The organism is Pseudomonas koreensis, from assembly GCF_012986595.1.
Taxonomy (GTDB): domain Bacteria; phylum Pseudomonadota; class Gammaproteobacteria; order Pseudomonadales; family Pseudomonadaceae; genus Aquipseudomonas; species Aquipseudomonas koreensis.
The window spans coordinates 542281-569224 of record NZ_JAAQYM010000001.1; the positions used below are offsets into that span (position 1 = coordinate 542281).

At 60.1% G+C, this 26944-nt stretch carries 30 protein-coding genes; 11 read left to right on the forward strand and 19 right to left on the reverse strand.

From position 1 onward, the window contains the following. The first annotated feature begins 26 nt into the window (after nucleotides 1–26). The 3 genes from mprF (at nucleotide 27) to HBN98_RS02610 (ending at nucleotide 4804) form a co-directional block, all read left to right on the forward strand. The gene (mprF, locus tag HBN98_RS02600) at nucleotides 27–2666 is read left to right on the forward strand and encodes a bifunctional lysylphosphatidylglycerol flippase/synthetase MprF (protein WP_083366827.1); all 2640 of its coding nucleotides are present in this window, start codon (nucleotides 27–29) and stop codon (nucleotides 2664–2666) included. Beyond that, a complete protein-coding gene (locus HBN98_RS02605; protein ID WP_064586275.1) occupies nucleotides 2666–3958 on the forward strand; it encodes a virulence factor family protein in 1293 nt (430 codons plus the stop codon). Before mprF ends, HBN98_RS02605 begins: the two co-directional genes overlap by 1 nt. Nucleotides 3959–4477: 519 nt before the next feature. Beyond that, nucleotides 4478–4804, forward strand: a complete 327-nt coding sequence (locus HBN98_RS02610) for a DUF3077 domain-containing protein (RefSeq protein WP_083366828.1) — start codon at nucleotides 4478–4480, stop codon at nucleotides 4802–4804. 162 nt (nucleotides 4805–4966) lie between these two features. Here the strand turns inward: HBN98_RS02610 and HBN98_RS02615 are convergent, their stop codons facing one another. After that, a complete protein-coding gene (locus HBN98_RS02615; protein ID WP_373292944.1) occupies nucleotides 4967–6808 on the reverse strand; it encodes a potassium transporter Kup in 1842 nt (613 codons plus the stop codon). Nucleotides 6809–7158: 350 nt separating this feature from the next. Here HBN98_RS02615 and rimO point away from each other — a divergent pair, with 350 nt between their 5' ends. The 5 genes from rimO to tsaA all read left to right on the forward strand — a co-directional run bounded on the left by rimO (nucleotide 7159) and on the right by tsaA (nucleotide 11288). Further along, a complete protein-coding gene (gene rimO / locus HBN98_RS02620) occupies nucleotides 7159–8496 on the forward strand; it encodes a 30S ribosomal protein S12 methylthiotransferase RimO (protein ID WP_083366829.1) in 1338 nt (445 codons plus the stop codon). Nucleotides 8497–8699: 203 nt separating this feature from the next. Further along, nucleotides 8700–9173 (forward strand): GNAT family N-acetyltransferase, encoded by a 474-nt coding sequence (locus HBN98_RS02625; RefSeq protein ID WP_083366830.1) that lies wholly within the window; start codon nucleotides 8700–8702, stop codon nucleotides 9171–9173. Between the two features lie 156 nt (nucleotides 9174–9329). Further along, nucleotides 9330–10040: an rRNA pseudouridine synthase gene (locus HBN98_RS02630; protein WP_064586261.1), complete on the forward strand. Its 711-nt coding sequence runs from the start codon at nucleotides 9330–9332 to the stop codon at nucleotides 10038–10040. A gap of 72 nt (nucleotides 10041–10112) precedes the next feature. Next, entirely contained in the window at nucleotides 10113–10580 is a 468-nt protein-coding gene (locus HBN98_RS02635; protein WP_064586259.1) for a YehS family protein, read from the forward strand. Between the two features lie 9 nt (nucleotides 10581–10589). Next, nucleotides 10590–11288 (forward strand): tRNA (N6-threonylcarbamoyladenosine(37)-N6)-methyltransferase TrmO, encoded by a 699-nt coding sequence (tsaA, locus tag HBN98_RS02640; RefSeq protein ID WP_083366831.1) that lies wholly within the window; start codon nucleotides 10590–10592, stop codon nucleotides 11286–11288. Between the two features lie 170 nt (nucleotides 11289–11458). Here the strand turns inward: tsaA and fpr are convergent, their stop codons facing one another. Then, nucleotides 11459–12238 (reverse strand): ferredoxin-NADP reductase, encoded by a 780-nt coding sequence (fpr, locus tag HBN98_RS02645; protein WP_003222277.1) that lies wholly within the window; start codon nucleotides 12236–12238, stop codon nucleotides 11459–11461. A 133-nt stretch (nucleotides 12239–12371) separates the two neighbouring features. On the opposite strand from fpr, the gene HBN98_RS02650 reads away from it, so the two are divergent. Next, nucleotides 12372–13298, forward strand: a complete 927-nt coding sequence (locus tag HBN98_RS02650; RefSeq protein ID WP_083366832.1) for a LysR family transcriptional regulator — start codon at nucleotides 12372–12374, stop codon at nucleotides 13296–13298. Here HBN98_RS02650 and HBN98_RS02655 read toward each other — a convergent pair. The 3 genes from HBN98_RS02655 to HBN98_RS02665 all read right to left on the reverse strand — a co-directional run bounded on the left by HBN98_RS02655 (nucleotide 13295) and on the right by HBN98_RS02665 (nucleotide 15355). Continuing rightward, nucleotides 13295–13657 (reverse strand): diacylglycerol kinase, encoded by a 363-nt coding sequence (locus tag HBN98_RS02655; protein ID WP_003222276.1) that lies wholly within the window; start codon nucleotides 13655–13657, stop codon nucleotides 13295–13297. The two genes, HBN98_RS02650 and HBN98_RS02655, sit on opposite strands and share 4 nt — an antisense overlap. Nucleotides 13658–13731: 74 nt before the next feature. Next, on the reverse strand, nucleotides 13732–14382 hold the full coding sequence (gene erdR, locus HBN98_RS02660) for a response regulator transcription factor ErdR (RefSeq protein ID WP_083366833.1): 651 nt from the start codon (nucleotides 14380–14382) through the stop codon (nucleotides 13732–13734). A 223-nt stretch (nucleotides 14383–14605) separates the two neighbouring features. Continuing rightward, nucleotides 14606–15355, reverse strand: coding sequence for a tRNA-uridine aminocarboxypropyltransferase (locus HBN98_RS02665; RefSeq protein WP_064586251.1), 750 nt, complete (start codon nucleotides 15353–15355; stop codon nucleotides 14606–14608). A gap of 186 nt (nucleotides 15356–15541) precedes the next feature. On the opposite strand from HBN98_RS02665, the gene HBN98_RS02670 reads away from it, so the two are divergent. Beyond that, the gene (locus tag HBN98_RS02670; RefSeq protein WP_064586249.1) at nucleotides 15542–15967 is read left to right on the forward strand and encodes a PA3611 family quorum-sensing-regulated virulence factor; all 426 of its coding nucleotides are present in this window, start codon (nucleotides 15542–15544) and stop codon (nucleotides 15965–15967) included. Here HBN98_RS02670 and HBN98_RS02675 read toward each other — a convergent pair whose 3' ends face one another. After that, nucleotides 15968–16162, reverse strand: a complete 195-nt coding sequence (locus tag HBN98_RS02675; RefSeq protein WP_007964369.1) for a hypothetical protein — start codon at nucleotides 16160–16162, stop codon at nucleotides 15968–15970. A 360-nt stretch (nucleotides 16163–16522) separates the two neighbouring features. Here HBN98_RS02675 and HBN98_RS02680 point away from each other — a divergent pair, with 360 nt between their 5' ends. Then, nucleotides 16523–17641, forward strand: coding sequence for an LOG family protein (locus tag HBN98_RS02680; protein ID WP_083366834.1), 1119 nt, complete (start codon nucleotides 16523–16525; stop codon nucleotides 17639–17641). Nucleotides 17642–17696: 55 nt separating this feature from the next. On the opposite strand, the gene recX is transcribed toward HBN98_RS02680, so the two are convergent. From recX to HBN98_RS02745, 13 genes are all read right to left on the reverse strand, one after another. Then, the gene (gene recX / locus HBN98_RS02685) at nucleotides 17697–18164 is read right to left on the reverse strand and encodes a recombination regulator RecX (RefSeq protein ID WP_064586245.1); all 468 of its coding nucleotides are present in this window, start codon (nucleotides 18162–18164) and stop codon (nucleotides 17697–17699) included. A 9-nt stretch (nucleotides 18165–18173) separates the two neighbouring features. Beyond that, nucleotides 18174–19232 carry a recombinase RecA gene (gene recA / locus HBN98_RS02690; RefSeq protein ID WP_064586244.1) on the reverse strand — a complete coding sequence of 353 codons (1059 nt, stop codon included), beginning with the start codon at nucleotides 19230–19232 and terminating at the stop codon, nucleotides 18174–18176. Nucleotides 19233–19315: 83 nt separating this feature from the next. Next, the gene (locus HBN98_RS02695) at nucleotides 19316–19816 is read right to left on the reverse strand and encodes a CinA family protein (RefSeq protein ID WP_064589962.1); all 501 of its coding nucleotides are present in this window, start codon (nucleotides 19814–19816) and stop codon (nucleotides 19316–19318) included. Nucleotides 19817–19883: 67 nt separating this feature from the next. Then, nucleotides 19884–20402 (reverse strand): lysis system i-spanin subunit Rz, encoded by a 519-nt coding sequence (locus HBN98_RS02700; RefSeq protein WP_083366835.1) that lies wholly within the window; start codon nucleotides 20400–20402, stop codon nucleotides 19884–19886. Next, entirely contained in the window at nucleotides 20381–20947 is a 567-nt protein-coding gene (locus tag HBN98_RS02705) for a glycoside hydrolase family 19 protein (protein WP_064586240.1), read from the reverse strand. The genes HBN98_RS02700 and HBN98_RS02705 overlap by 22 nt, the downstream gene beginning before the upstream one ends. A gap of 33 nt (nucleotides 20948–20980) precedes the next feature. Beyond that, nucleotides 20981–21235, reverse strand: a complete 255-nt coding sequence (locus HBN98_RS02710; protein ID WP_064586239.1) for a hypothetical protein — start codon at nucleotides 21233–21235, stop codon at nucleotides 20981–20983. Next, entirely contained in the window at nucleotides 21235–22395 is a 1161-nt protein-coding gene (locus tag HBN98_RS02715) for a hypothetical protein (RefSeq protein WP_083366836.1), read from the reverse strand. The genes HBN98_RS02710 and HBN98_RS02715 overlap by 1 nt, the downstream gene beginning before the upstream one ends. 18 nt (nucleotides 22396–22413) lie before the next feature. Beyond that, nucleotides 22414–22860 (reverse strand): tail fiber assembly protein, encoded by a 447-nt coding sequence (locus HBN98_RS02720; RefSeq protein ID WP_064586235.1) that lies wholly within the window; start codon nucleotides 22858–22860, stop codon nucleotides 22414–22416. Next, nucleotides 22861–23757, reverse strand: coding sequence for a gp53-like domain-containing protein (locus HBN98_RS02725; protein WP_064586233.1), 897 nt, complete (start codon nucleotides 23755–23757; stop codon nucleotides 22861–22863). 41 nt (nucleotides 23758–23798) lie between these two features. After that, on the reverse strand, nucleotides 23799–24266 hold the full coding sequence (locus HBN98_RS02730) for a phage tail assembly chaperone (RefSeq protein ID WP_064586232.1): 468 nt from the start codon (nucleotides 24264–24266) through the stop codon (nucleotides 23799–23801). Then, nucleotides 24266–25189: a glycine-rich domain-containing protein gene (locus tag HBN98_RS02735; RefSeq protein WP_064586231.1), complete on the reverse strand. Its 924-nt coding sequence runs from the start codon at nucleotides 25187–25189 to the stop codon at nucleotides 24266–24268. The genes HBN98_RS02730 and HBN98_RS02735 overlap by 1 nt, the downstream gene beginning before the upstream one ends. A gap of 80 nt (nucleotides 25190–25269) precedes the next feature. After that, nucleotides 25270–25854, reverse strand: coding sequence for a tail fiber assembly protein (locus tag HBN98_RS02740; RefSeq protein ID WP_083366837.1), 585 nt, complete (start codon nucleotides 25852–25854; stop codon nucleotides 25270–25272). 45 nt (nucleotides 25855–25899) lie between these two features. Beyond that, on the reverse strand, nucleotides 25900–26937 hold the full coding sequence (locus HBN98_RS02745) for a phage tail protein (RefSeq protein WP_083366838.1): 1038 nt from the start codon (nucleotides 26935–26937) through the stop codon (nucleotides 25900–25902). Between the last annotated feature and the right edge of the window lie 7 nt (nucleotides 26938–26944).

The window sequence follows — 26944 nt, forward strand, 5'->3', positions numbered from 1 at the left end:
GTCGCGCACAATCCAAGAGGTGATTGATGCGCGCCAACTCGTCTGATTCACAAGACACCGTCACAGCAGACCATCCGATCAAGCCCGAGCGCCTGCGCTTGCTGGATCGGTTGAGCAAATATCGCCAGCCGATCGGTCTGGCGGTCACGTTGCTGCTGTTTGCCATTGCGCTGATTGCCTGTCGCCACCTGTTGAGCGAACTCGATCTCTACGCCCTGCACGACTCGATCCTGGCTGTGCCAAAACCGGCTCTGCTCGGTGCCTTGGGTGCGACGGTCGTCGGCTTCATTATCCTGCTCGGCTATGAATGGTCGGCCAGCCGCTATGCCGGCGTGACCCTGCCGCCGCGCACGCTGGCGCTGGGCGGCTTCACCGCGTTTGCAATTGGCAACGCCATCGGCCTGTCGCTGCTGTCCGGCGGCTCGGTACGCTACCGTTTATATGCAAGACATGGTCTGGGGGCGTCGGAAGTCGCGCACATGACCCTGTTCGCCAGCCTCTCGCTGGGTTGCGCCCTGCCCCCGCTGGCCGCCCTCGCGACCCTGAGCAACCTGCCCGCTGCCTCTGCCGCCCTGGGCCTGTCAGCAGGCCTGCTCGGCACGATAGCCATGGTGGTGCTGGGGCTTGGCGCGATTCTGGCGATCGGCATCTATCGCCGACGCCTGCCGGAGCAGCCGTACCGCGACAACCTGCTGGTCCGGGCCGGTCGCCGGACGTTGCGCCTGCCGGGCCGACGCCTGACCTTCCTGCAACTGATCATCACCGCCCTCGACGTCGCCGCTGCGGCCACCGTGCTTTATCTACTGCTGCCGGAAGCCCCACCGTTCGGCGCCTTCCTGCTGGTGTACCTGCTGGCCCTGGCCGCTGGCGTCCTCAGCCACGTACCGGGAGGGGTCGGGGTTTTCGAAGCGATCCTGCTGGCCGCATTCGCCGACACGCTCGGTGCCGCGCCACTGGCCGCTGCTCTGCTGCTCTATCGCCTGATCTACGTGGTGCTGCCGTTGCTGGTGGCCTGCCTGTTTTTGCTGATCAACGAAGGCCAGCGCCTGTTCCAGACCCAGACCATGCGCGCGGCGTCTGGTCTGGCGGCGCCGATTCTGGCGGTATTGGTGTTCCTGTCTGGCGTGGTCCTGCTGTTTTCCGGCGCGACACCGGAGATCGACACTCGTCTGGAACACATCGGCTTCCTGATCCCGCATCGTCTGGTCGACGCCTCGCACTTCGGTGCCAGCCTGATCGGCGTACTGTGCCTGATGCTCGCTCAGGGCCTGCGCCGTCGTCTGTCGGCCGCGTGGATGCTGACCACCATTCTGTTGCTGGTCGGCGCCCTGCTCTCCCTGCTTAAAGGCTTCGACTGGGAAGAAGCCACGCTGATGACCCTTACCGCGGCGTTGCTGGGTGTGTTCCGGCGCTCGTTCTATCGCCCGAGCCGCCTGACCGAATTGCCGTTCTCGCCGCTGTATCTGGTGGCCAGCCTGTGCGTACTCGGTGCGTCGACCTGGCTGCTGCTGTTCGCCTATCAAGACGTGCCGTACAGCCATCAGTTGTGGTGGCAGTTCACCCTCGACGCTGACGCACCGCGCGGCTTGCGTTCGTTGCTCGGTGCCGCCGTGCTGTTGCTGGTGATCGCCCTGACCTGGCTGCTGCGCACTGCCCGTCCGGTGATCCATCTGCCGACTCCGGACGAACTGGATCGCGCCGCGAAGATTCTGATGGCCTCGTCGCAACCCGACGGCGGCCTCGCCCTGACCGGCGACAAGGCGTTGCTGTTTCATCAGAACGACGAAGCTTTCTTGATGTACGCCCGCCGTGGCCGCAGCCTCGTGGCGCTGTACGACCCGATCGGCCCTGGCCAGCAGCGCGCAGAAATGATCTGGCAGTTCCGCGACCTGTGCGACATCCATCACGCCCGCCCTGTGTTCTACCAAGTGCGCGCGGAGAACCTGCCGTACTACATGGACATCGGCCTGACCGCGATCAAGCTTGGCGAAGAAGCCCGGGTCGATCTGCATCGCTTTGATCTGGAAGCCAAGGGCAAAGAGATGAAGGACCTGCGCTACACCTGGAACCGTGGCACCCGCGATGGCCTGTCGCTGGAAATCCACGAGCCGGGCCAGGCGCCGATGGACGAACTGAAAGTGATTTCCGATGCGTGGCTGACGGGCAAGAACGTGCGTGAGAAAGGTTTCTCCCTCGGCCGCTTCAGCGACGATTACCTGAAGCATTTCCGCATTGCGGTGATTCGCTTCGAAGGCCGCCCGGTGGCGTTCGCCAACCTGCTCGAGACCTACAGCCATGACCTGGCCAGTCTCGACCTGATGCGCGCGCACCCGGACGCCCCCAAGCTGACCATGGAATTCATGATGGTCGGCCTGATTCAACACTATAAGAGTCACGGATACGCGCGCTTCAGCCTGGGCATGGTGCCGTTGTCGGGGTTGCAACCCCGGCGTGGTGCACCGCTGACCCAGCGCTTGGGCTCGATGGTCTTCCGCCGTGGTGAGCAGCTGTACAACTTCCAAGGCTTGCGCCGCTTCAAAGACAAGTTCCAGCCTGACTGGGAACCCCGTTATATGGCCGTGCCCGCCGGACTCGATCCGCTGGTGGCGCTGGCCGATACTGCTGCCCTGATCGCGGGCGGCTTGACTGGATTGGTGAAACGCTGATGATTCAACGCTCCCTGAAGTACATCCTGGCCGCACTGATCGTGCTGGCCGTGATTGCCGGCGGCGGTTACTGGTACCTCAAACGCCCGGCACCGCAACCGACCCTGCAACCGCTGACGGCCGCCGACGGCACGGTCATGACCCGCGTCATTCCGGGCACCCAGCCCAAGGCGCAGGTGCTGGTGGCGGTCAATGACGACCAGAAGCTGACCGACAACCAACTGAGCACCCTGAGCCGCAGCGCCTCGGCGCAAATCGTTCAGGTGATTCTGCCAAAGGACTGCCTGCAACAGAGCCGCGCCCTGCAAACCGGCCTGCGCGAACTGAATGGCCCGGCCACGCTGGTCAGCGGTATCGGCCCTGGCGCCGTGCTGGCCTGGCGCTGGTTGTCCGAGCAAAAGGACGACAAGGCCCAGGCCATCTCGGTTGACCTGGCCCTGGAAAAACCCGGCTGCACCCACCTGCTGCCGAAATCCGCTGCCCACGGTCACTGGCTGGTGGCGTGGAACGATAACCCGGACGATACCAGCGCCGGTTTCGTACGCGATCAACCGAACGCCGAAACCAGCATCAGCGACTACGACATCAACCTGCCGCAAGTGCTGAACAACGAACTGCGCAAAATCCTCGTCGGCGGCGACAAGGCCAACGGTGGTCTGGCGATCCCGGTGGTTGAAGTGCCGGCCGGTCAGGCCAAAGACACTGTGACCCTGTTCCTCTCCGGTGACGGCGGCTGGCGCGACCTCGACCGCGATGTGGCGGGCGAGATGGCCAAGATCGGTTATCCGGTGGTCGGCATCGACACTCTGCGCTACTACTGGCAGCACAAGAGCCCGGAGCAAAGCGCGCTGGACCTGACCGAACTGATGCAGCACTACCGGCAGAAGTGGGGCACCAAGCGCTTCATCCTCACCGGTTATTCGTTCGGTGCTGACGTGTTGCCGGCGATCTACAACCGCCTGCCGGACACCGAGCAGCAGCGCGTCGACGCCATTATCCTGCTGGCCTTCGCCCGCACCGGCAGCTTCGAAATCGAAGTCGAAGGCTGGCTCGGCAACGCTGGTAAAGAAGCCGCCACCGGCCCGGAAATGGCCAAGCTGCCAGCCGCCAAAGTGGTGTGCATCTACGGCGCCGAGGAAACCGACGAAAGCGGCTGCACCGACAAGACCGCAGTGGGCGAAGCTGTGAAGCTTCCTGGCGGCCACCACTTCGACGAGAACTACCCGGCGCTGGCCAAGCGTCTGGTGGACTTGATCGAGAAACGTCAGAACAAGGATCAACCGGCAGAGTGATCTGAGCAGACAAAACCAAAAGCCCCCGCAGCCTTACGGTTGCGGGGGCTTTTTACATCTCGGACGATGATCCCATTCCCCTGTAGGAGTGAGCCTGCTCGCGATAGCGGAGTGTCAGTCACTGATTTGCAAGCTGACACTCCGCTATCGCGAGCAGGCTCACTCCTACAGGGAATTGCGTGTCCGACGTGTAGTTTTGTTTACTTCCCGTCTCTCAATATCGGATGACGCCCACAGACCTTGTAGGCAAACTCCGAATCTCATATTTGAGCGGCTTGCTGCCCTGTTGCGCTGTTTTTTGACGGGATACTCTCCAGACGTCGCTGACTCATTCAGCGATCGGGTGTGGTAACCCGGAGAAACCAATACGACAGCAAGCTCATCGAGTTTTGGCGGCTGTGCGTGGGACGCTTTCGGGCGTGCCGGTTTCTTTGGTTCCCGGTTTACCACCCTGCGTACAGCTGCCTCCCTTTCGCGTGGTAACGAAAGTCGCGGCACTTCGAACCAAGGAGTAACACGATGACCGAAACTGATCAGCACGGACTCGCACACCTTAAAACCGTCGGCTTCACCCCTTTGCTCTACAACTCGGATCAAGCGTTCTTCAACGTCCGCGCCGGCATCCCGATCATGGATGCCCTGTCCCAATCCTCCGACCTACTGTCCCTCGCCAAATCCTTCGCCGAGGACGCTGCCTTCATCAAAGACACCGACCGCCATGCCTGGGCTGCGCATTACCTGACGGTGATGGGCAAAGCCTTGATTGATGACGTGATCCAAGCGCTGATCCATCGACCTGCGCGAACGGATACCGAGTCTGAAGTAGATGTGCCTGTGAGGTTTTAGAGGTTTGAAGATCAAAAGATCGCAGCCTTCGGCAGCTCCTACAGGTTTCGCATTCCATGTAGGAGCTGCCGAAGGCTGCGATCTTTTGATCTGAAGTTGCCGCCCACAAAAAAGCCCCCGCCAGCCACAAGGCCGACGGGGGCTTTTCAGTTGAGGAGAATCTTACATCTCCACCTGCGTCCCCAACTCGATCACCCGGTTCAGCGGCAGATTGAAGAAGCGCAAATTGCCGTTGGCATTCTTCAACATGAACGCAAACAACGCTTCACGCCAACGCGCCATGCCCTCGAGTTTCGAGGCAATCACCGTTTCGCGGCTGAGGAAGTAGGTGGTGCGCATCGGGCTGAAATCCAGATCATCCAGATGGCACAGCTTCAGCGCCTGCGGCACGTCCGGCTCGTCGGTGAAGCCGAAGTGCAGGATCACCCGGAAGAAGCCCTCCCCGTGTGCCTCGACCTCAAAGCGTCGTGATGGTGGTACGCGCGGGATGTCTTCGTAGACCACCGTCAACAACACCACCTGCTCATGCAGCACCTGGTTATGCAGCAGGTTGTGCAACAGCGCGTGCGGTACGGCGTCGGAGCGCGCGGTGAGGAACACCGCGGTGCCCTGCACCCGGTGCGGGGGTTGCACACGGATGCTGCTGATGAAGATCGGCAGCGGCAGCGCGCCTTCGTCGAGGCGATCGACGAGAAGCTCCTTGCCGCGCTTCCACGTGGTCATCAGGATAAACAGCACAATCCCCGCGAGGACCGGGAACGCACCGCCCTGGATGATCTTCGGTACGTTGGCGGCGAAGAACATGCCATCGACCAGCAGGAAGCCGAGCAGAATCGGCACCGCCAGCAGCGGTGGCCATTTCCACAGCAGCAGAATCACCGCCGCCACCAGAATACTGGTGATCAGCATGGTGCCGGTCACCGCCACACCGTAGGCAGACGCCAGCGCGCCGGAGGACTCGAAACCGATCACCAGCAGGATCACGCCGACCATCAACGCCCAGTTCACCGCACCGATGTAGATCTGCCCTTGTTCGGCACTGGACGTGTGCTGAATGTGCATGCGCGGGATGTAGCCGAGTTGAATGGCTTGACGGGTCAACGAGAACGCACCGGAGATCACTGCTTGCGAAGCGATCACCGTGGCCAGGGTTGCCAGCACCACCAGCGGCACCAGTGCCCAGTTCGGCGCCAGCAAGTAGAACGGGTTACGTGCCGCTTCCGGGTTTTCCAGCAGCAATGCACCCTGACCGAAGTAGTTCAGCACCAGCGCCGGCAGGACCAGCGCCAGCCACGCACGGGCAATCGGCTTGCGACCGAAGTGGCCCATGTCGGCGTACAGCGCTTCGGCACCGGTCAATGCCAGCACCACCGCGCCGAGAATCGCCACGCCCATGCCCGGGTGCACCATGAAGAAACGCACGCCCCAGATCGGGTTCAGCGCATTCAACACTTCAGGGTGTCTGACGATCCCGCTGACACCCAGACCGCCGAGCACCAGGAACCACGCCACCATCACCGGGCCAAACAGCTTGCCGATGCGATCGGTACCGTGTTTTTGAATCAAGAACAGCCCGACCAGCACCACCAGTGCCAATGGCACCACCCAGCGCTCCAGACCGTCGAACGCCAGCTCCAGACCTTCAACTGCCGACAACACGGAAATCGCCGGCGTGATCATGCTGTCGCCGTAAAACAGCGCGGCACCGATCAGCCCCAGAATCACCAGAACCGCCTGCAACTTCGGATAGCGACTCGATGCGCGCCGCGCCAGGGCGGTCAGTGCCATGATCCCGCCTTCACCCTGGTTGTCGGCGCGCAGGACGAACAACACGTACTTGATCGTGACCACCCAGATCAACGACCAGAAAATCAACGCGAGAATCCCGAAGACTCCATCGTGATTGACCGGCACCCCGTAGTGACCAGCGAAAACTTCTTTGAGGGTGTACAACGGGCTCGTGCCGATGTCGCCGTAAACCACCCCGACTGCCGCGACCAGCATGCTCAACGGTTTTGCAGCCGAATGCTCGGCGCCCGCCGCCTGACTACTTGCCTGACCCATCCAACACTCCTACTTCTCAGAACCGGCTTCTTTGAATGAAGCACTATGCTTTGTGGTGCAGCATGCGCTGTTTTACCCGTTGTTACAGACGTTTTGTTGACTGTAAAAAATTGGTAAAGCTCAACGGCGCGAAGCATAGCGCAGCACTCGTCGTATTTCCCTGCATAAAGCTGGTCAAGTGCGTTGCTCACCGCTAGAATTGCGCACTTTTTGATCAGAGGCGCGCCCTAAGCGCCCGTCCGTCGGCTTTCCCTCACGGTGAGCGACGTCACAAAATACCGAGGTTAGACATGTCCACCACTCCTGCGCCGGCCAATCCAAAGGTTGGCTTCGTATCTCTGGGTTGCCCGAAAGCACTGGTCGACTCCGAGCGCATCCTGACCCAGCTGCGCATGGAAGGCTATGACGTGGTGTCCACCTATCAGGACGCCGATGTCGTGGTGGTCAACACCTGCGGTTTCATCGACTCGGCCAAGGCTGAATCGCTGGAAGTGATCGGTGAAGCGATCAAGGAAAACGGCAAGGTGATCGTCACCGGTTGCATGGGCGTGGAAGAAGGTAATATCCGCGACGTGCACCCGAGCGTGCTGGCCGTGACCGGTCCGCAGCAGTACGAGCAAGTGGTCAACGCCGTGCACGAAGTGGTGCCACCGCGTCAGGATCACAACCCGCTGATCGACCTGGTGCCGCCGCAAGGCATCAAGCTGACCCCGCGCCACTACGCCTACCTGAAGATTTCCGAAGGCTGCAACCACAGCTGCAGCTTCTGCATCATCCCGTCGATGCGCGGCAAACTGGTCAGCCGTCCGGTCGGCGACGTACTCGATGAGGCCCAGCGCCTGGTCAAGTCGGGCGTCAAAGAGCTGTTGGTGATCTCGCAAGACACCAGCGCCTACGGCGTCGACGTCAAATACCGCACCGGTTTCTGGAACGGCGCGCCGGTGAAAACCCGCATGACTGAACTCTGCGAAGCGCTGAGCACCCTCGGCGTCTGGGTCCGTCTGCACTACGTTTACCCGTACCCGCACGTTGACGAGCTGATCCCGCTGATGGCCGCCGGCAAGATCCTGCCGTACCTGGACATCCCGTTCCAGCACGCCAGCCCGAAAGTGCTGAAGGCGATGAAACGCCCGGCGTTCGAAGACAAGACCCTGGCACGGATCAAGAACTGGCGCGAAATCTGCCCGGACCTGATCATCCGTTCGACCTTCATCGTCGGCTTCCCGGGCGAAACCGAAGAAGACTTCCAATACCTGCTGAACTGGCTGACCGAAGCCCAGCTCGACCGCGTTGGCTGTTTCCAATACTCGCCGGTAGATGGCGCTCCGGCCAATGATCTGGACCTGGAAGTGGTGCCGGACGAAGTCAAACAAGACCGTTGGGAGCGCTTCATGGCGCACCAGCAGGCAATCAGCTCGGCACGCCTGCAAATGCGCATCGGCCGTGAAATCGAAGTGCTGGTGGACGAAGTCGACGAGCAAGGCGCGGTCGGCCGCTGCTTCTTCGACGCCCCGGAAATCGACGGTAACGTGTTTATCGACAACGGCAGCAATCTGAAGCCGGGCGACAAGGTCTGGTGCAAAGTGACTGACGCTGACGAATACGACCTGTGGGCTGAACAGATCTGACGCAGAAGCCACTGTAGGAGCTGCCGGAGGCTGCGATCTTTTGATCTTGAAAAGATCGCAGCCTCGTTTCACTCGACAGCTCCTACAGGGATTGCGCTGATATCAAAAGCCCCGCTCTTTTTACAAGATGCGGGGCTTTTTTACGGCTATCGTTTGCTGTGGGAAGGACTCCCGCTTATCCACTTGAAAAGAGGCAGACGGGCATGCGTCAGCATTCGGTCATCCACACGCCGAAACTCAGCGACTATCAGGAACTGACCCGGGTCTGGGAGGCCTCGGTTCGCGCGACCCATGATTTTCTGCCGGACAGCTACATCCAGTTGCTGCGCAATCTGGTGCTCACCCGTTACCTGGACGCGGTGATGTTGATCTGTACCAAAGATCACCAACAGCGCATCACCGGATTCGCCGGGGTCGCGGCGGGCAAGATCGAGATGCTGTTCATCGATCCCGCCCATCGAGGCCAAGGGCTGGGGAAGAAGCTGTTGAATTACGCCATGCAGCACCTGAACGCCGATGAACTGGACGTCAACGAACAGAATCCGCAGGCGCTGGGGTTCTATTTCAAGCAAGGCTTCGAAGTGATCGGCCGCTCGGAGGTGGATGGCATGGGCCAGCCGTACCCGTTGCTGCATATGCGCTTGCGGCAGAATCAGCAGCGCTCCAGCAATGGCTGACATAACCCAAAGCCCTGTGTAGGAGCTGCCGAAGGCTGCGATCTTTGCTTTCAAAGATCAAAAGATCGCAGCCTTCGGCAGCTCCTACAAATGGAACCGGGCTTAACCGGCGCCACACAGGTACAATGCTCACCCCTTTTTTGTTACGGCCCTGTCATGACTGACCCGATTCGCCTCTCCAAACGCCTCATCGAACTGGTGGGTTGCTCCCGCCGCGAGGCCGAGCTGTTCATCGAGGGCGGCTGGGTCACCGTGGACGGCGAAGTGATCGACGAGCCGCAGTTCAAGGTCGGCGACCAGAAAGTCGAGCTCGACAAGGACGCTCAGGCCACCGCGCCGGAGCCGGTGACTATCCTGCTCAACGTCCCGGCAGGCATGGACGTCGACACGGCCATGCAATCGCTCAGCGCCGAAACCCTCAGCGAAGAGCACCGTTTTAGCAAACGGCCACTGCGCGGCCACTTCCTGCGCCTGACCGCCAGCGCCGACCTGCAGCCCAAGGCCAGCGGTCTGCTGGTGTTTACCCAGGACTGGAAAGTGCTGCGCAAGCTCACCGCCGACGCAGCGAAGATCGAGCAGGAATACATCGTTGAAGTCGAAGGTGACATGGTCGCCCACGGCCTCAACCGCCTGCAGCACGGCCTCACCCACAAGGGCAAGGAGCTGCCGCCGGTCAAGGCCAGCTGGCAGAACGAAAACCGTCTGCGCTTCGCCATGAAGAACCCGCAGCCGGGGATCATCGCCCAGTTCTGCGAAGCGGTTGGCCTGAAGGTCATCGGTATTCGCCGCATCCGCATTGGCGGTGTGTCGATCGGCAAGGTTCCGCTCGGCCAATGGCGCTACCTGTCCGGCAAAGAGAAGTTCTAAGACTTCCACTGCCGTCACACATTCCGGCAGCGCGCCTGCGTGCTGCCCACAACGATTATCAGGATTGCCCACATGATTCATAACGACGTACTGCGCAGCGTGCGCTACATGCTCGACATCAGCGACAAGAAGGTTGTCGAGATCATCAAACTCGGCGGCATGGACGTCACCCTCGCCGACGTGATCACCTGGCTCGACAAGAAAGAAGAAGACGAAGAAGGCTTCGTGCGCTGCCCGGACGAAGTCATCGCGCACTTCCTCGATGGCCTGGTGATCTTCAAGCGTGGCAAGGACGAAAGCCGTCCGCCACAGCCGATCGAAGTGCCGGTGACCAACAACATCATCCTGAAAAAGCTGCGCGTGGCCTTCGAACTGAAGGAAGACGACATGCACGCTATCCTCAAGGCCGCCGAGTTTCCGGTGTCCAAGCCTGAGCTGAGCGCACTGTTCCGCAAGGTCGGCCACACCAACTACCGCCCGTGCGGCGACCAGTTGCTGCGCAACTTCCTCAAGGGCCTGACCCTGCGCGTTCGCGGCTGATCGCGGAACATGACTTACAGCGTCTCCCCCATCGGCTTCGTGCGTTCCTGCTTCAAGGAGAAGTTCGCCATCCCGCGCCAGCCGCAACTGGCCCCCGCCGCCCGTGGCGTGCTGGAACTGGTGGCGCCGTTCGATCAGGGTGACGCTGTGCAAGGGCTGGAGCAGGTCAGCCATGTCTGGCTGCTGTTCCTGTTTCATCAGGCGCTGGAAGAAAAACCGCGCCTGAAGGTGCGCCCGCCACGGCTGGGTGGCAACAAGTCCATGGGCGTGTTTGCCACCCGCGCCACGCACCGCCCCAATGGCATCGGTCAATCGGTGGTGAAGCTGGACAAGGTCGAGGCCAACCGGCTGTTCATCTCGGGTATCGACTTGCTCGACGGCACACCGGTTCTCGACATCAAACCGTATGTGCCTTACGCCGACATCATCCCTGACGCCGCCAACAGCATCGCCAGCGCCGCGCCACAGCGGATCGCCGTGCAGTGGACGGAGACGGCATTGCAACAGGCGCACGCGCATGCGCAGCGCCTTGCCGAGCCTTTGGTCGAGTTGATCGAGCAATGTCTGGCGCAGGATCCGCGCCCGGCGTATCAGACACCGGCGCCGGAGCGCGAGTACGGCGCGCAGTTCTGGGACCTGGACGTGCGCTGGCATTACCCGACAGCGGAGCAGATACGCGTGCTCGAAGTCATTCCCGCCACACCCTGAGACCTCGCTCTATGTAGAAGCTGCCGAAGGCTGCGATCTTTTGATCTTGATCTTAAAAGATCGCAGCCTTCGGCAGCTCCTACATGGATGGTGGCGGGCATCAAGGAAATATTTCGAGCATAAAAAAGCCCCCATTGCCTGCATAGGCAATGGGGGCTTTTTTGTGGAGCTTACTTCTCGACGAACGCACGCTCGATCAAGTAGTCACCCGGCTCACGCATACGCGCCGAGATCTTCAGGCCGAAGCTGTCGAGCACTTCGCTGGTCTCGTCGAGCATGCTCGGGCTGCCGCAGATCATTGCGCGGTCGTCCTGCGGGTTGATCGGTGGCAGACCGATGTCGCTGAACAGCTTGCCGCTGCGCATCAGGTCGGTCAGACGGCCTTGGTTCTCGAAAGGCTCGCGGGTCACGGTCGGGTAGTAGATCAGCTTGTCACGCAGTGCTTCGCCGAAGAACTCGTTCTGCGGCAAGTGCTCGGTGATGAATTCGCGGTAGGCGACTTCGTTGACGTAACGCACGCCGTGCACCAGGATCACTTTTTCAAAGCGCTCGTAGGTTTCCGGGTCCTGGATCACGCTCATGAACGGCGCCAGACCGGTACCGGTGCTCAGCAGGTACAAATGCTTGCCCGGGTTCAGGTCATCGAGTACCAGGGTACCGGTAGGTTTCTTGGAGATGATGATCTCATCGCCTTCCTTCAGGTGCTGCAGCTGCGAAGTCAGCGGACCATCAGGCACTTTGATGCTGAAGAACTCGAGATGCTCTTCCCAGTTCGGGCTGGCAATCGAGTAAGCGCGCATAAGCGGGCGGCCGTTGGGCTGTTGCAGGCCGATCATCACGAACTGACCGTTCTCGAAGCGCAGGCCCGGATCGCGGGTGCACTTGAAGCTGAACAGAGTGTCGTTCCAGTGGTGAACACTGAGGACACGCTCGTGGTTCATGTTGCTCATGTACGTGGGACTCCTGGATATTGGGTCTGCGCTCGCCTTTGCGGCCGACAGTGCGCAATTGCATCGCATTCTAATAGCGACGACAATATCTGTTAACTGGATTATTAAGATAAGGGTTATCGGTTATATCGATATGCGATTTACTCTTCGTCAACTGCAAGTCTTCGTCGCCGTCGCCCAGCAGGAAAGCGTATCCCGTGCTGCGGGTCTGCTCAACCTCTCGCAGTCGGCGGCAAGCACCTCGATCACCGAACTGGAGCGCCAGTCCAGCTGCCAGCTGTTCGATCGCGCCGGCAAACGGCTGAGCCTCAACGCTCTCGGCAAGCAGCTGTTGCCGCAAGCGGTGGCCCTGCTCGACCAGTCCAAGGAAATCGAAGATCTGCTCAACGGCAAATCCGGTTTCGGCTCGCTGTCGGTAGGCGCTACCCTGACCATCGGCAATTACCTGGCGACGCTGTTGATCGGCGGCTTCATGCAACGCCATCCGGAAAGCCAGGTGAAACTGCACGTACAGAACACTGCCAATATCGTGCACCAGGTCGCCCACTACGAAATTGATCTGGGTCTAATCGAGGGCGATTGCAGCCATCCGGACATCGAAGTGCAGAGCTGGGTCGAGGATGAGCTGGTAGTGTTCTGCGCGCCGCAACATCCGTTGGCCAAACGCGGCAGCGCGACCATGGAAGAGTTGACCCGTGAGGCATGGATTCTGCGTGAACAGGGCTCGGGCACACGGCTGACCTTCGATCAGGCCATGCGGCACCATCGCAGCGCGCTGAATATCCGTCTGGAGCTGGAGCACACCGAAGCGATCAAGCGCGCGGTGGAATCAGGGCTGGGGATTGGCTGCATCTCGCGGCTGGCGCTGCGCGATGCATTTCGGCGCGGGAGTCTGGTGGCCGTGGAAACGCCGGATCTGGATCTGTCCCGGCAGTTCTACTTCATCTGGCACAAGCAGAAATACCAGACCTCGGCCATGCGCGAGTTTCTCGAGCTGTGCCGCGCCTTCACCGCCGGGGTGCAGCGCAGCGACGAGATCGTGTTGCCGAGCATCGCTTAAAGCAGGATCACCGCCCATACCAAGGCAATCATGCTCAGGGCCACGAATTGCGCGGCGCTGCCCATGTCCTTGGCATTCTTCGACAGTGGGTGCAGCTCAAGGGATATGCGGTCGATGGCCGCTTCCACCGCCGAATTCAGCAGCTCGACGATCAGCGCCAGCAGGCACACGGCGATCAACAGCGCCTGCTCGACACGGCTGACATTCAGGAAGAACGTCAGCGGAATCAGCACCACATTGAGCAGCACCAGTTGGCGGAACGCCGCTTCGCCGGTGAAGGCTGCGCGCAGGCCGTCCAGCGAGTAACCGGAAGCGTTGAGGATGCGTTTCAGGCCGGTCTGGCCCTTGAAAGGTGACATAAAGTAGAAACCAACCAAAAAGGAGTGGGAAAGCTAGAGCAACAAAAGTCAAAAAAGCGTGAAGACGCCAGCCTTTATGGGTTCGGAATTGACTCAAGTTGTTGCAGAAGTAAAGCCGCCTGGGTACGGGTGCGCACGTTCAACTTGCGAAAGATCGCCGTGACGTGGGCCTTGATGGTCGCCTCGGACACGCTCAGCTCATAGGCAATCTGCTTGTTCAGCAAGCCTTCACAGACCATGGTCAATACGCGGAACTGTTGCGGGGTCAGGCTGGCCAGGCCATCGCTGGCGGCTTTGGCCTCGTCGGAAACACTCACTGCTTCAAATGCCTGCGGTGGCCAGAACACGTCGCCATCGAGCACCTTGCGCACCGCTTCCTGGATCACTTTCAGATCGCTGGACTTGGGAATGAAGCCACTGGCGCCGAACTCCCGGGACTTGACCATGACCGAGGCTTCTTCCTGGGCCGAGACCATCACCACCGGAATCTGCGGGTATTGCCCGCGTAACATGACCAGACCGGAAAACCCGAACGCGCCGGGCATGTTCAGGTCCAGCAGGACCAGATCCCAGTCAGCCTTTTCGGTCAGGCGCGCTCCCAGTTCGGCGATGCTCGCCACCTCTACCAGTCGTACATCCGGGCCAAGGCCCAGGGTCAGCGCTTGATGCAGTGCGCTACGAAACAGAGGGTGATCATCGGCAATCAGGATGTCGTATGTGGCCATTTTTCAAATGATCCTGTTTTTGATGGCAGACCCGACGCATTCGGGTCTCGCCAAAGCAACTCAAGATACCGCCGCACAGCGCTATCCACAGGGGCACGTTCAACGCCAATCACTTGCAAACACGGCGTTTCAAACCTTGGCCGCACCCCAATCGGCGCCAAGCATGCCCAGCGTAGCCGGGGTGGTCAAGCAGCACGGCCGGCGCTGGGTGAAGTATGGGCCACTATGGGGCCAACACCGCTTGCGGCTTTCGTATATAGGGCAACAACTCGGCGTGGGCCGGGGTCGACTCATTGACATCCAACTGTTGCTTGGCGCCCAGGTAATGCTGGCTGAACACATCGAAATAAGCGTCCAGCGCCGACGCCGCGTCGCTGTCCCCGGCCAGTTCCAGGCACAACGCCGCGACTTCGGCGGTGCACAGGTGCTCGCTGCGGGTGGAGCGGCGCAGGCGATAGCGCGAGAGCTTGTCGGGCAACAGGCTGAGAATCGGCAAGCGCTCGAAATACGGACTCTTGCGGAAGATCTTGCGCGCTTCGGTCCAGGTCGCATCGAGCAGAATAAACAGTGGACGCTTGCTGCTATCGAGAGCGACGGTGTTGGTCACGCGCGAGGGCTCGACGTATTCGCCGGGAAACACCAGGTAGGGCTGCCATTGCGGGTCGTTGAGCAGCGCCAGCATCTGCGGATCAGGCTCGGTGCGCGACCAGATAAACGCGTGGTTGTCGCGCAGCACATCGGCAATCAACCAGCCGGTATTGCTCGGCTTGAACACTTCCTTACCGGTCATGATCAAGCACACACCGGAGCGGGCTTCGACCGTCGGTCGCCAGGCACACAGGCAATGGCTGATGATCACCCGGCAGTCGCGGCAACGCTCGGAGCGAAAACCACGGGCCTGAATCGGCTTGATACCCTCGTCCTCGCGCTGGTCGCGCAAGCGGGCTACGGCGTTGGGGGCATGATGGGTCACGGGCAACGCCCCACTGCAGGAAAACTCGACACGCACAGCACTCGGCAAGGCAATAAAGGCCGGCAGTTTACCAGAGCGACGGGCACAAGCCTGTACCGTCCCGACCGGCTCCCCTATAATCCGCCGCCACTGAACGCACAGCCACAGGGCTGGTCGAACCACCAGTCACTGAATCAGGAGAGTTTCATGCTGCGCCTTATCGTTCCTACCGCTGCCATTCTGCTGGCGTCGTCCTTCACCGCTCAGGCAGCGTCCTTGAGTGAGCAGAATCTGAACAGAGAGCTGCGCAACGTCGCCGCCCAAAGTAGCGTCGGCACGCCTCGGGCAATCAATGAAGACATTCTTGACCAAGGCTACACCGTTGAGGGCGTTACCCTGATCAACCACCTGAGCGTGCAAGCCAGCCACGCCGACAAAATGCGTGCTGATCCAAAAGCCGTGTATTTCCAGCTGGGTGCATCGGTGTGCAATAACCCGTCTTACCGCAAGCTGATGGCCAAGGGCGCGATCATGCGTTATGACTTCAGTGAAGTGAAGACCAACCGCGCAATCGGCTCGGCCAGCTATCAAGAGTCCGATTGCCCGAAAGCGGCCCCGGCGAAGAAGAAGTAATCACCCGGTGTTGGCGCGCCGCTGTTCATCCTCGGCGCGCAATTCGGCCACCAAGGCCTGCAAGTAACGAGAACGTCGTTCTCCACCTGCCAACCGACGGCAGCACTCCTCTTCGAGACTCACTTGATTGGTCTCGGCTGATGCTTTGAGCATCCGATACAGCTGCGTATCGATTTCCAGAACCACTCTGGCCATCTGTCCCGCCTCCTTGCCTGCTACCCGCGAATCCTTGATAAAGCGCGCACCCTGTGTACGGTTACTGACTCCAAGCTGTCGTACAGTGCCTGTAGGTTAGTAAATCAGAGTGATTGCTCTACGGCGGACGTTCGGACGAGCGGTGAACGCTGTTGCCAATCGATAACCAGCGGTTGCCAGAAAAGACCTCGCGGCGTAATGATCAACTCAGCGCAATGGCTCGCGAGGGTCTAGATTCAAAGTATTTCCGATCACCTGTTCACGGCAGAAAAAAGGAGCTGCCGAATGTGTGTGTTTTTTGCAGCGCGGCACTGACGCCGCACGTCAGGGCCACAAGCTCTGTGCAGAAGGAGACGTTGAATGCCTTACCAACCGAATGACCTGCTCAGCCGTCATTTTCAGGAAAGCGGCCCCGACCTCATCAGCAAGGTCGAAGAACAGCTCAAGCAGATTTCCCCCAACAGCCCGAACCTGCCGATTTATCGCGACATGATCCTGACCGTGCTGCGCATGGCCCAGGAAGACCACAATCGCTGGAACGCCAAAATCACCCTGCAAGCCTTGCGCGAGCTGGAACAGGCGTTTCGCGTGCTGGAACAATTCAAGGGACGCCGCAAGGTCACTGTGTTCGGCTCGGCCCGCACGCCGGTCGAGCATCCGTTGTATGCAATGGCCCGAGAACTCGGCGCGGCCCTGACACGCTCGAACATGATGGTCATCACCGGGGCTGGCGGCGGAATCATGGCCGCTGCACACGAAGGTGCCGGTCGCGATCACAGCCTCGGGTTCAACATCACCCTGCCCTTCGAGCAACATGCCAACCCGACCGTGAACGGCACCGGCAACCTGCTGCCATTCCATTTCTTCTTCACCCGCAAACTGTTCTTCGTCAAGGAAGCCGATGCGCTGGTGCTGTGCCCTGGCGGATTCGGCACACTGGACGAAGCACTGGAAGTGCTGACGCTGATCCAGACCGGTAAAAGTCCATTGGTGCCGGTGGTGTTGCTTGATGCGCCGGGCGGAACGTTCTGGCAAGGCGCGCTGGATTTCATACGCCAGCAACTCGCAGACAATCGCTACATCCTGCCTACCGACCTGAAACTGATGCGGCTGGTCTACAGCGTCGACGAGGCGGTGGAGCAGATCAACCAGTTCTACAGCAACTTCCACTCCAGTCGCTGGCTCAAGCGCCAGTTCGTGATCCGCATGAACCATAAACTCAGCGACCAGGCGTTGGCGCATATGCAGGAGGCTTTCGCCGATCTGTGCCTGAGTGACCAGTTCCATCAACACGCCTACAGCGGCGAGGAATACGACGAAGCGCAGTACAGCCATCTGGTGCGGTTGGCCTTCGCGTTCAATGCCCGGAATCATGGCCGGCTCAGGGAGCTGGTGGACTACATCAACCTTCCGGAAAACTGGGCCGACACCCGACCGCCAACCCCACAACGCGCACGTGAGCCCTCGAAGGTCATTTGAAGGCAAAAAAAACGGCCCGCTATTTTCATAGCGGGCCGTTTCTATTTAATCCGACTTAGTCGTCCATCCCTCTGCCGCTGAACAAGCGGTTGATCATCTCCATCGAGAAGCCCCGATACGCGAGGAACCGGCCTTGCTTGGCCCGTTCTTTGGCATCAATGGGCAGGTGCCCGGAGAACTTGCGCTGCCACGTATCCCGTAGCTGCTCCTGCCAGTCGATACCGCTTTCACGTAGGGCGAGTTCGATATCGGTGCGTTGCAAACCACGCTGGCCCAGTTCTTCACGAATCCGCAAAGGGCCGTAGCCGGAACGGGCACGGTAGGAAACAAAGCTTTCAAGGTAACGTGCTTCGGAAAGCAGCCCCTCTTCCGTCAAACGGTCGAGGGCTGTTTCGATCATTTCCGCCTCAGCGCCGCGCTGACGCAGTTTACGCGTCAGTTCGACTCGACCGTGCTCGCGTCGAGCGAGCAGGTCCATGGCGGTTCGCCGCACCGCGACGAGGGTATCGAGTACAAGTGTCATTCAAAGACTTCAAACGTCGATGTCGGCCTCGGCCATCTCGTCGACCTTGTCACGAGTCGCCGAAGCCTTGACGTCTGCTGCTGGTGCCAGCAGCTTGTCACGCAGTTGCTTCTCGAGCTTGGCGGCGATTTCCGGGTTGTCTGCCAGGAACTTGGCCGAGTTGGCCTTGCCCTGACCGATCTTGGTGCCTTCGTAGGCATACCAGGCGCCGGACTTCTCGACGAAACCGTGCAGTACGCCCAGGTCGATCATCTCGCCATTGAGGTAGATACCCTTGCCGTAGAGAATCTGGAACTCGGCCTGACGGAACGGCGAAGCGACCTTGTTCTTCACAACCTTGACGCGGGTTTCGCTACCGACAACTTCGTCGCCTTCCTTCACCGCGCCGGTACGGCGGATGTCGAGACGAACCGAAGCATAGAACTTGAGCGCGTTACCACCGGTGGTGGTTTCCGGGCTGCCAAACATCACGCCGATCTTCATGCGGATCTGGTTGATGAAGATCACCAGGCAGTTGGCGTTCTTGATGTTACCGGTGATTTTACGCAGCGCCTGGGACATCAGACGGGCTTGCAGGCCCACGTGCATGTCACCCATTTCGCCTTCGATTTCAGCCTTCGGTACCAGCGCGGCCACGGAGTCGACGATGATCACGTCGACGGCGTTGGAGCGCACCAGCATGTCGGTGATTTCCAGGGCCTGTTCGCCGGTGTCCGGCTGGGACACCAGCAGGTCATCGACGTTGACGCCCAGCTTGCCGGCGTACTCAGGGTCGAGGGCGTGTTCGGCGTCGACGAAAGCGCAGGTCGCGCCGGCTTTTTGAGCCTGGGCGATCACGGACAGTGTCAGTGTGGTTTTACCGGAGGATTCAGGACCGTAGATTTCAACAATACGGCCTTTTGGCAGACCGCCGATGCCGAGTGCAATGTCCAGACCCAGAGAGCCAGTGGAGATGGATGGGATCGCCTGACGGTCCTGATCGCCCATACGCATTACGGCACCCTTGCCGAATTGACGTTCGATCTGACCCAGGGCCGCAGCCAAGGCTTTCTTCTTGTTGTCGTCCATTAAAGTCCTCACGTAATCAATAAGGCCTGACGGCCAACACCTGTATAAGTAGCCAGTATTATTCCACAGCGTTCGCGGATCGCCTACCCCTGATTTTCGATTTCTCGTGCCGCTAGTCGCAGGAGCCCCTCTAGCGCGGCCTTCACCGTTTGTCGGCGGACTTCGTCGCGGTTGCCGGGAAAGTGCTGAACCTCGCTGGACACCGCGTCGCCCACACCCCACGCCAGCCACACCGTGCCCACCGGTTTGTTCGGGGTACCGCCATCGGGCCCGGCCACGCCGCTGACTGCCACGGCAAACCGCGCGAGGCTGTGCTTCTGCGCGCCACGCACCATCGACTCGACCACCTCGCGACTGACCGCGCCCACCGTGTCGAACAATTCGGCGGGGACATTCAGTTGCCGGGTTTTCTGCCGGTTGGAGTAGGTCACGTAACCGGCCTCGAACCACGCCGAACTCCCCGGAATCCGTGTGATCGCTTCGGCAATCCCACCACCGGTACAGGATTCGGCGGTGGTGACGTGGGCATTGAGCAACTGCAGACGTCGGCCAAGCTCGGCAGCCAGTTGAGTGATCTCTTTCACGGTGCGCTCCGGATCGGGTGGAATGACACCACCGTACACGACCCGGTTGCGCTTTCAATACACAGACTCATTCAAAATGTTCGGGCGCCAACGCTCTGACATACGCCTGACAGGCCTGCAGGGCAATCAGTCCGCGGTCGCCGGTGTCGGTGATGGCGATAATTCGTTGAGCATGCGCCGGGTCAAGTCGGGCGCGTACGGTTGCATGATCCACGTTGCCGGTGCCGGTGGTGGCTGGCACCCCGCAGCCTTGGGCAGCGTCGCCTGCGTCGATGAGGACTGACAGGCGCAGATCAGCAGTGGCAAGACGATCGCGCAGGCGATCCTGATCACGTTGGGCATCACTGAGTGCTCGATAGTGGGTTTGCTCACTGGCCGCTAGGCGTTGCTCGAGGGCCAGACGCTTGTCCTGCTCGGCCTGCTGCGCGGTGGCCGCGGCCGAGGTCAGCTGATTGAGGGTGTCGGCGTGCAGCCGCGCCTGCTCGGCCAGTTGCCGCCCGTAGCGCCAGTCCTGAAACTGCCAGGCCAGAGCGGCCGCCACGGCTGCCAGCACCAAAAAGCCGATCACGCGCCAGGAGATGGACATAACACCGCCCTCGCCCGCGCCCAGATGTCGAGACGATCCTGCAGGCCATTCAACCCGCCGTTGATTCGGCGAGTGATGCTGTTGAACTGGTCGCGATCGGCCAGACCGTTCAAGCCGTTCTGTTCCCAGAACCAGGCGGCGGACTCGGCCGCCCATTGCGGTTGCTCCAGCAACTCCGGCAAGGACAGCAAGCGTTCGTCACCGAACAGGCCCAGGCTGCACTGGCGATAGTTGCTGCGACCGGTGATCTGGATCAGCCCGCGACCGCGGTACTTCTGCCCGTCGCCATCGGCCTCGGGCGTGTTGCCCAGGCGCAGCGCCAGCGTGCCGGTGTCGTATTTGCTCAGGTACTGGTTGTTGCCCAGTTCCCGCACGTATTGCAACTGCCCCGACTCGTGACCGATTTGCGCGAGGAACGCAGCGATGCGTTTTGGCGAGTCGATATGGCGCCGAGTCATTGCGTTATTAAGTGCAGAAACAAAAACGCCCGCTTGGGAGCGGGCGTTGGGCATGATGGTTTTAAGGTTGTCTTCAGTTATTTGCATAATGCGTAATCCTCCCTGGATGCTCCGATTGAATCATGGTTGGCGGACAACGCCCCCCAGCCATTTTTTTGCCAGAGTTGTCAGGATGTTGTTCGGTACCGCGACCTCGGGGGCCGCGAACACCCAGCCGAGAGTGCCGAAGTTGGCGTTCCAGTCGATTTGCGGTGCCGGTGTCACATCGGTGATGTCGGCCCATTGCAGATCGGGGTGGAACATCTCGACCATGTTGCCTTCAGTCGAAAACAGCTCGACCACGGTGTTATTGACGATGCGTGCGTAGGTTTTCATCAGGCGTACTCGTAGATGATCACAGCGCCACGGGCACCGGCGGCGCCTGGTCTGCCCGGTTGATTCATGGCATTGGCGATGCCGCCAGCACCGGAACCATAGCCCGAGCCGGGTGCAGCGACAGCTCCGCTGGCACTGGTACCAGCGCCCCCAGCCCCCAAGGGTGAAGACGCACCATGTCCAGGAAGAATCGAACCGTTGACGCAAATTCCAGGACTGCCGGCTGCCCCTGCGCTACTGACAATGTTGGCGCCAGTGGCCGCAATGCCAGGCACGCCGCCGACAAACAGTCCGAATTGTGAAACGCCAACGACCCCGACGTTCATCGCTCCGCTACCGCCAGGCGCAGAGACAAGAGATCCAATTGAACTGGTCCCCCCGGGCCCTGCACTCCCCCCGATAGCACCCGCGATACCTGCCGCCCCTACTGTAACGATCTGGCTACTACCTATGCTTGAAGATGGAATCCAGGCTTCGGCATAGCTGCCGGAAGCCCCACCACCCGAAACTCCGATCTCGCTGCCGCTGGTTGCGGCAACTCCCGCACTCCCGCCACCACCACCCACTACCTTGACCAGCACATTCTTCATCCCCACCGTCGGCACATAAGTGCCAGACGAGGTAAACGTCTTCACTCCCAATAAGCGCCCACTCGCCGCACCGCCACCGCTGGCATACACCAGCACCCAACTGTCCAGCGCCGCGCTGTACACCACCGAACACACACTGCCGGCGACAATCTCGGCAGGCCGCAACGCACTCAGCGCCAGACTCACCAGCGGCTTGGGCAGCAAGCCGTTCGGAGCAAACGTACTCGCCCCGGTGTTGGCGTTGCCAGCGGTAAAGCGCAGCGCCAGACCGTCCTTCAACGTAGCAATGGCTGGCACGTAGTTGGCCATGTACAGATTGGCCGCACCGATGTCCGCAGCATGCTTGTCTTCACCGGCCTGACTGATTTTTTTCAACGCCTGCAACAGCTGCGTCGCATCGGTTTCGCTGGGTTCAAGACCTGCAGATTTGACGACGTTCAACAGTTCATCGGTAACGCTGTTACCCCAGGTGGCCGGGATCAGCGATCCGGGCAGGCCGGCGACGGCGTCTTCATTGACGAACTTGCCGTTCACCAGCCCGACGCTGGGAACGCTTTTTGGATAATCCATTTCAACATCCCTGAAGAATCAAAGCGCTGCAGCCAACCACTTCGGCGCTACCGGCCGATGCTCGCTGAACGGAAAAAAAGAACCCTGTGGCCAGTCCCGCAGCTCACGGCGATAGGTTTGCAATTGGGCGTATTGCTCGGTGGTCAACGTGGTGCCGCCGCCGTCCTCGAGTTCATCGCGGTCACGGGCCACCAGACCGTCAGTGGCGGCCAGTTGCGCCGTACGCCATGAGCGCTCGATGTCCGCTGCTTCATCCGGCGAAGGCGGCGGTGGATCGACCAGAATCGGATAGCCGTTGTCAGCACGCACGCCAATCACTTTCGGGGTGACCGCCATCTGCTGCAGCAGCGAGATCCAGTAGCCCTGGGGAATTTCGATAACGTCGTCGGGAATGTCCGTCGAATTGATACCCGGCACATACGCGCCCCGGGTGCTGGCGCTGAACAATACATTGAACGGATTCATTCAGTAGCCCTTTGCAAGGTAAAAAACACCCCAATTCGCATTGACGTCACCGGTGTAGCTTCGGACCTTCAGCCGGCAACCCTGTTTCGTCGCAGAGTTGGAGTACATAACGACCATCGCGCCGTCGCCCCCCGAGTGGATGGCCACGATCGATGAAAACGCGTTGGGAAAAGAGATGGGAAAGCTGATATTAACGTCGCCTTTGGCATCCGTGGCGCCAACCCCCCACTGGTCGATGTTTCCGCTGGGATAGCGCTGATAACCGACGTTACCTACGACACCGGAATGAGCTGTGGCATACCTGTCGCTGATCGATCCCCCATACAACCGCCATTGATTGCTCAGTTTGATCAGGCAAGCGGAATCACCAAGATCCAGCTTCAGCGGTCCGAATGTGCCATTACAGGTTTCGATCAGTTCATTAGCCGCCGGATTGATAGTCAAAATACCGGTGCCCGCATTGATCACTTGAAGGGTACTGGCGTGGGCAACTCCGTTGATTGAAGGCAACGTCGCAGTGATTGGAGAGTTACTCGCAAAGCTGGCGACTCCACCAATATTGGCGGCGCCCAGAACTGTACTAGTGCCGTAGGACACGAAACCTGAAAACTGCAAACCTGCTCGGGTTACGAACTCAGTAGTTGCGACCGATTTGCCACTGTCGAATTGCGGCGCAGTCACGAACAACTTGTTGCTGCGTAAAGCCCCCAGCAGTTGATCATTGGCGGACTCTGTCGGCGTAAGACCTGCACTTTGGATAACCTTCAGCAACTCCTGCGTGACGCCGTTCCCCCAACTCGCCGGAATCAACGATCCCGGTTTGCCCGCTACCGGGTCCTCATCGACAAACTTACCGTCCACCAGACCTGCACTGGGAACACTTTTTGGATAATCCATTGCTCATCTCCTGATCTGAAAACACATACAACTTGATGGCGTTAGCCAACATCAGCGGCGAGCCACGTGGGGACCAAAGGCCGGGAAACTTCCGATGGAAAACGACTTGAATCAGGCCAGTCCCGCAGCGCCTGACGGTATTCCAGCAACTCCAGATACTGCGCGGCCTTGAGCGTCGTCCCGCGCCCCAGTTCCTGCTCGTCTCGATGTCGCGTCACCCACCATTCCGTGGCCGACAGGCTGGACTGGCGCCAAGCGCGCGCTGCCACCAAAGGTTCTTGCTGCTCGGCAACGATTTCAGGGGTAACGACCGGACTGATCGTTACAGGCAGCGGCGCAATCTCCTGGCGCAGTTCGCCGATGGGTGCACCGATTTCAATCTGCATGCCCTCCGGCACCGGCACCATTGCCTCGACGAAAGCGGGAGCAAACAGTTGGGTGATCGCGTAGTCACCGGTGTCGATCACCTCGACCGCGACACCGTTTTCCACTCGTGCATAACGGGCCATTATTCGTACTCCCAGATTTCACAGAAGGCGTTGCCGCCAGCACCACTGACGACCGAAGCCGAAGCATTGACCGAGCACGAACCGCTGCCGCCCGAACCACGGATACCTGCGTTGCCAGCTGTGTTGGACCCGGTAAAAGATGCCCCGCCGTCGAACGGACTCGGAGCCCCGCAACCTGAGAGCAGCCCCCAATTGGCGTTACTCATCCCGAATCCCCCCGTGATGCCGCGGGCGCTGCACAAGTTGCCTCCAGTTACCGTCCCGCCGACCCCGCCCTGAATGAATCCGGACGATGTAGCCGAAGTCACGATCGCCAGTTTTTGCCCACCGCCGCCTCCCGAAACGCTCATGTAGGCGCCAAAAGAAGCACCACCACCCGCTAGACCTGTGGTGTTGCTGACTACACCGCCCGCGCCCAACGAGACCGGTACGCCAGCCAGCATTTGGGCGGTAACGTCATACAGGCTTTCCGCGTAAGCACCGGAACCACCACCGCCACCAAGCATCTGGCTACCTGCCGGCACAGGCTCACAACCACCACCCGAACCACCCGCCCCCACCAACCGCACGCGAATCCGTTTGGCCCTGGGATTGGGCTTGTAAACCGTGATCCCGACCGTCTCGATCTGCCTGACCGCCAGCAAACGCCCCACTGCATCGGTGATGCCGTAACCGGCCAACGTGGTCGGGGTGTTTTTCAGTTTGGTGAAATCGACCAGTGCACCGATGGCCGTTGCCAACTGGTCGGTTCTGGCTTCATCGGGCGTCAGCCCGGCTGCCTTGATCGCATTGAGAATTTCCTGCGTGACGCTGTTGCCCCAGGCGGCGGGGATCAACGAGCCGGGCGAACCGGCGATCGGGTTTTCATCGACGAAGCCGCCGTTGACCAGCCCGACCCCGGGAATACTTTTTGGATAATCCACGTCAGAACCTTTCAGTTTTACAGGCAGCCGAATGCTGGAAGCACAATGCCGCCGGTAGTTTTTAATGAATGACTTGCGAGTTAAACGGTGGGCGAAACCAAGAGTCGGGCTGGTGCGCTCGGCCACTCGATGATCGATGGGTAATCTGCTTGCAATTCAATTCGAGCCAGGTTCAGGGCGTATCGTTTCCAAGCCTGCAGCGAAGCCAATTGATCACTGGTGGCTTCCCCCAGGTCATACGCGTATTGCAGTGGCGCGACGCGAATGAGCACTTCACGCAGACGACTGTCGCGCTCGACATCCGCCTGCGCTGCAAGACCGGCACGTTCAGCTTCGAAGTTCAGCACCCAGTCATCGTCCTTCCAGAAATAATACGCATTGGGACGTGGCTTGGGCGTCAGGTCATCAGGCAGTGGTCCCAGTTCGGTCCAGTAGACATAATTGCCATCGTCCTTGCGATAGACGAACCGGTTGCGCAAATCGATCAACTGCGCTGTTAGGCCATTGCGCCGAACCCAGACATACCCTGGCTCGGCGACTGGCAATTGTTCCGCCAACTCAATCACATTGCCGGGAACCTGAACGCCTATTCCAGGCGTAATCGGCAAATCGATAGGCCCGGTCAATTCTTGGGTCGTTTCATTTACAACATAGTAGTAAGTCATTGTTCACTTCCTTTGGCGGCTGAGAAACGCTAGAGAGCAGCGGTGTCAGATGAGTTTGATCCTGCCGGGATAGGCCATGTTGCGCGGACGGGTTTCGACACCGCCCGTGTTCTCGGTAAACCCGAGACTGATGTTGGCCTGATTAAACAAGGCGTCAGGCGCCGCATTCGGTGCCGACACCAACGGAACGCCCAACATGTCGCTTTTGAGTTCGTGTCGATGAGAGCGGAACATGTCGACCTGCCAACTACCAATTGAGCGACCTGCATCAACTCCACGCCCCTCATCGCACACTCTGATGAACTCACCTCGACCCTCGGGCCCGCGAAAGGTCAGCGAGCCATCTCCGCTGGTCCAGCCGCCTTCGGCCCCGACTCTCGTGGCTTCAGTGGTCAAGGCGCCAGACTGCTGCGCGTGATCCCACAACCACGGCCATTCGCTGCGACTGAACACTGCCCCGTTAAGCGGACCGTATCCTCCGGGGTTAAGCAATGCCGTAGTCTCGAAGACAGTCCGGCCCAACGGCGTGCCATCGAACCGTCCGATGGGCCACCAGTTGCCTGCCCCATCACTGCGCAGATGCCACCAGTCACCCGAACCCATCAGTACAAAAAAGGGATACCCGGCTGAGGCAAGATGGGTATGAAATCTGATGTTGTCGGTGCCCGACGCGCGCACTGCCAAGCGCGAAGTCGAGTTGTCGAGCCGACGTACTATGACGTCGCGAACCCCCAACGTATGGTCCGCCGGCGGTAGGCTGATGGTGGTCGCACCACTGCTCGCATTGACGAGCACCAGCCCGAGTTCATTTGCCGCCAACGCTTTGGAGGTCGACACACTGGTCACGGTCGTTGCCATTGGGCTGGCCAATGCCAACAGCACTTGCAAGGCTTTGAGCAATTGCCGGTTATCACCTTCAGCGGGGGCCAGCCCCGCTCCGCTGACAACGTTGAGTATTTCCTCGGTGACGGCATTCCCCCACACCGCCGGAATCAGCGACCCTGGCGTTCCCGCCACCGGGTTTTCATCGACGAAGCGGCCATCGACCAGACCGACGCTGGGGCCGCTTTTTGGATAATCCATAGGTCTT

Excerpts from the sequence above, each read along its gene's own strand:
- rimO (WP_083366829.1), top strand. The coding sequence starts at position 7,159 with ATGTCCACCACTCCTGCGCCGGCCAATCCAAAGGTTGGCTTCGTATCT.
- tsaA (WP_083366831.1), top strand. The coding sequence starts at position 10,590 with ATGACTTACAGCGTCTCCCCCATCGGCTTCGTGCGTTCCTGCTTCAAG.
- HBN98_RS02680 (WP_083366834.1), top strand. The coding sequence starts at position 16,523 with ATGCCTTACCAACCGAATGACCTGCTCAGCCGTCATTTTCAGGAAAGC.
- HBN98_RS02670 (WP_064586249.1), top strand. The coding sequence starts at position 15,542 with ATGCTGCGCCTTATCGTTCCTACCGCTGCCATTCTGCTGGCGTCGTCC.
- HBN98_RS02605 (WP_064586275.1), top strand. The coding sequence starts at position 2,666 with ATGATTCAACGCTCCCTGAAGTACATCCTGGCCGCACTGATCGTGCTG.
- HBN98_RS02610 (WP_083366828.1), top strand. The coding sequence starts at position 4,478 with ATGACCGAAACTGATCAGCACGGACTCGCACACCTTAAAACCGTCGGC.
- HBN98_RS02655 (WP_003222276.1), bottom strand. The coding sequence starts at position 13,657 with ATGTCACCTTTCAAGGGCCAGACCGGCCTGAAACGCATCCTCAACGCT.
- HBN98_RS02650 (WP_083366832.1), top strand. The coding sequence starts at position 12,372 with ATGCGATTTACTCTTCGTCAACTGCAAGTCTTCGTCGCCGTCGCCCAG.
- fpr (WP_003222277.1), bottom strand. The coding sequence starts at position 12,238 with ATGAGCAACATGAACCACGAGCGTGTCCTCAGTGTTCACCACTGGAAC.
- HBN98_RS02740 (WP_083366837.1), bottom strand. The coding sequence starts at position 25,854 with ATGACTTACTACTATGTTGTAAATGAAACGACCCAAGAATTGACCGGG.
- HBN98_RS02705 (WP_064586240.1), bottom strand. The coding sequence starts at position 20,947 with ATGCAAATAACTGAAGACAACCTTAAAACCATCATGCCCAACGCCCGC.
- mprF (WP_083366827.1), top strand. The coding sequence starts at position 27 with ATGCGCGCCAACTCGTCTGATTCACAAGACACCGTCACAGCAGACCAT.
- HBN98_RS02630 (WP_064586261.1), top strand. The coding sequence starts at position 9,330 with ATGACTGACCCGATTCGCCTCTCCAAACGCCTCATCGAACTGGTGGGT.
- HBN98_RS02675 (WP_007964369.1), bottom strand. The coding sequence starts at position 16,162 with ATGGCCAGAGTGGTTCTGGAAATCGATACGCAGCTGTATCGGATGCTC.
- erdR (WP_083366833.1), bottom strand. The coding sequence starts at position 14,382 with ATGGCCACATACGACATCCTGATTGCCGATGATCACCCTCTGTTTCGT.
- HBN98_RS02720 (WP_064586235.1), bottom strand. The coding sequence starts at position 22,860 with ATGAATCCGTTCAATGTATTGTTCAGCGCCAGCACCCGGGGCGCGTAT.
- HBN98_RS02625 (WP_083366830.1), top strand. The coding sequence starts at position 8,700 with ATGCGTCAGCATTCGGTCATCCACACGCCGAAACTCAGCGACTATCAG.
- HBN98_RS02745 (WP_083366838.1), bottom strand. The coding sequence starts at position 26,937 with ATGGATTATCCAAAAAGCGGCCCCAGCGTCGGTCTGGTCGATGGCCGC.
- recX (WP_064586245.1), bottom strand. The coding sequence starts at position 18,164 with ATGACACTTGTACTCGATACCCTCGTCGCGGTGCGGCGAACCGCCATG.
- HBN98_RS02715 (WP_083366836.1), bottom strand. The coding sequence starts at position 22,395 with ATGGATTATCCAAAAAGCGTTCCCAGCGTCGGGCTGGTGAACGGCAAG.
- HBN98_RS02710 (WP_064586239.1), bottom strand. The coding sequence starts at position 21,235 with ATGAAAACCTACGCACGCATCGTCAATAACACCGTGGTCGAGCTGTTT.
- HBN98_RS02730 (WP_064586232.1), bottom strand. The coding sequence starts at position 24,266 with ATGGCCCGTTATGCACGAGTGGAAAACGGTGTCGCGGTCGAGGTGATC.
- recA (WP_064586244.1), bottom strand. The coding sequence starts at position 19,232 with ATGGACGACAACAAGAAGAAAGCCTTGGCTGCGGCCCTGGGTCAGATC.
- HBN98_RS02615 (WP_373292944.1), bottom strand. The coding sequence starts at position 6,808 with ATGCTGGTCGCGGCAGTCGGGGTGGTTTACGGCGACATCGGCACGAGC.
- HBN98_RS02725 (WP_064586233.1), bottom strand. The coding sequence starts at position 23,757 with ATGGATTATCCAAAAAGTGTTCCCAGTGCAGGTCTGGTGGACGGTAAG.
- HBN98_RS02635 (WP_064586259.1), top strand. The coding sequence starts at position 10,113 with ATGATTCATAACGACGTACTGCGCAGCGTGCGCTACATGCTCGACATC.
- HBN98_RS02700 (WP_083366835.1), bottom strand. The coding sequence starts at position 20,402 with ATGTCCATCTCCTGGCGCGTGATCGGCTTTTTGGTGCTGGCAGCCGTG.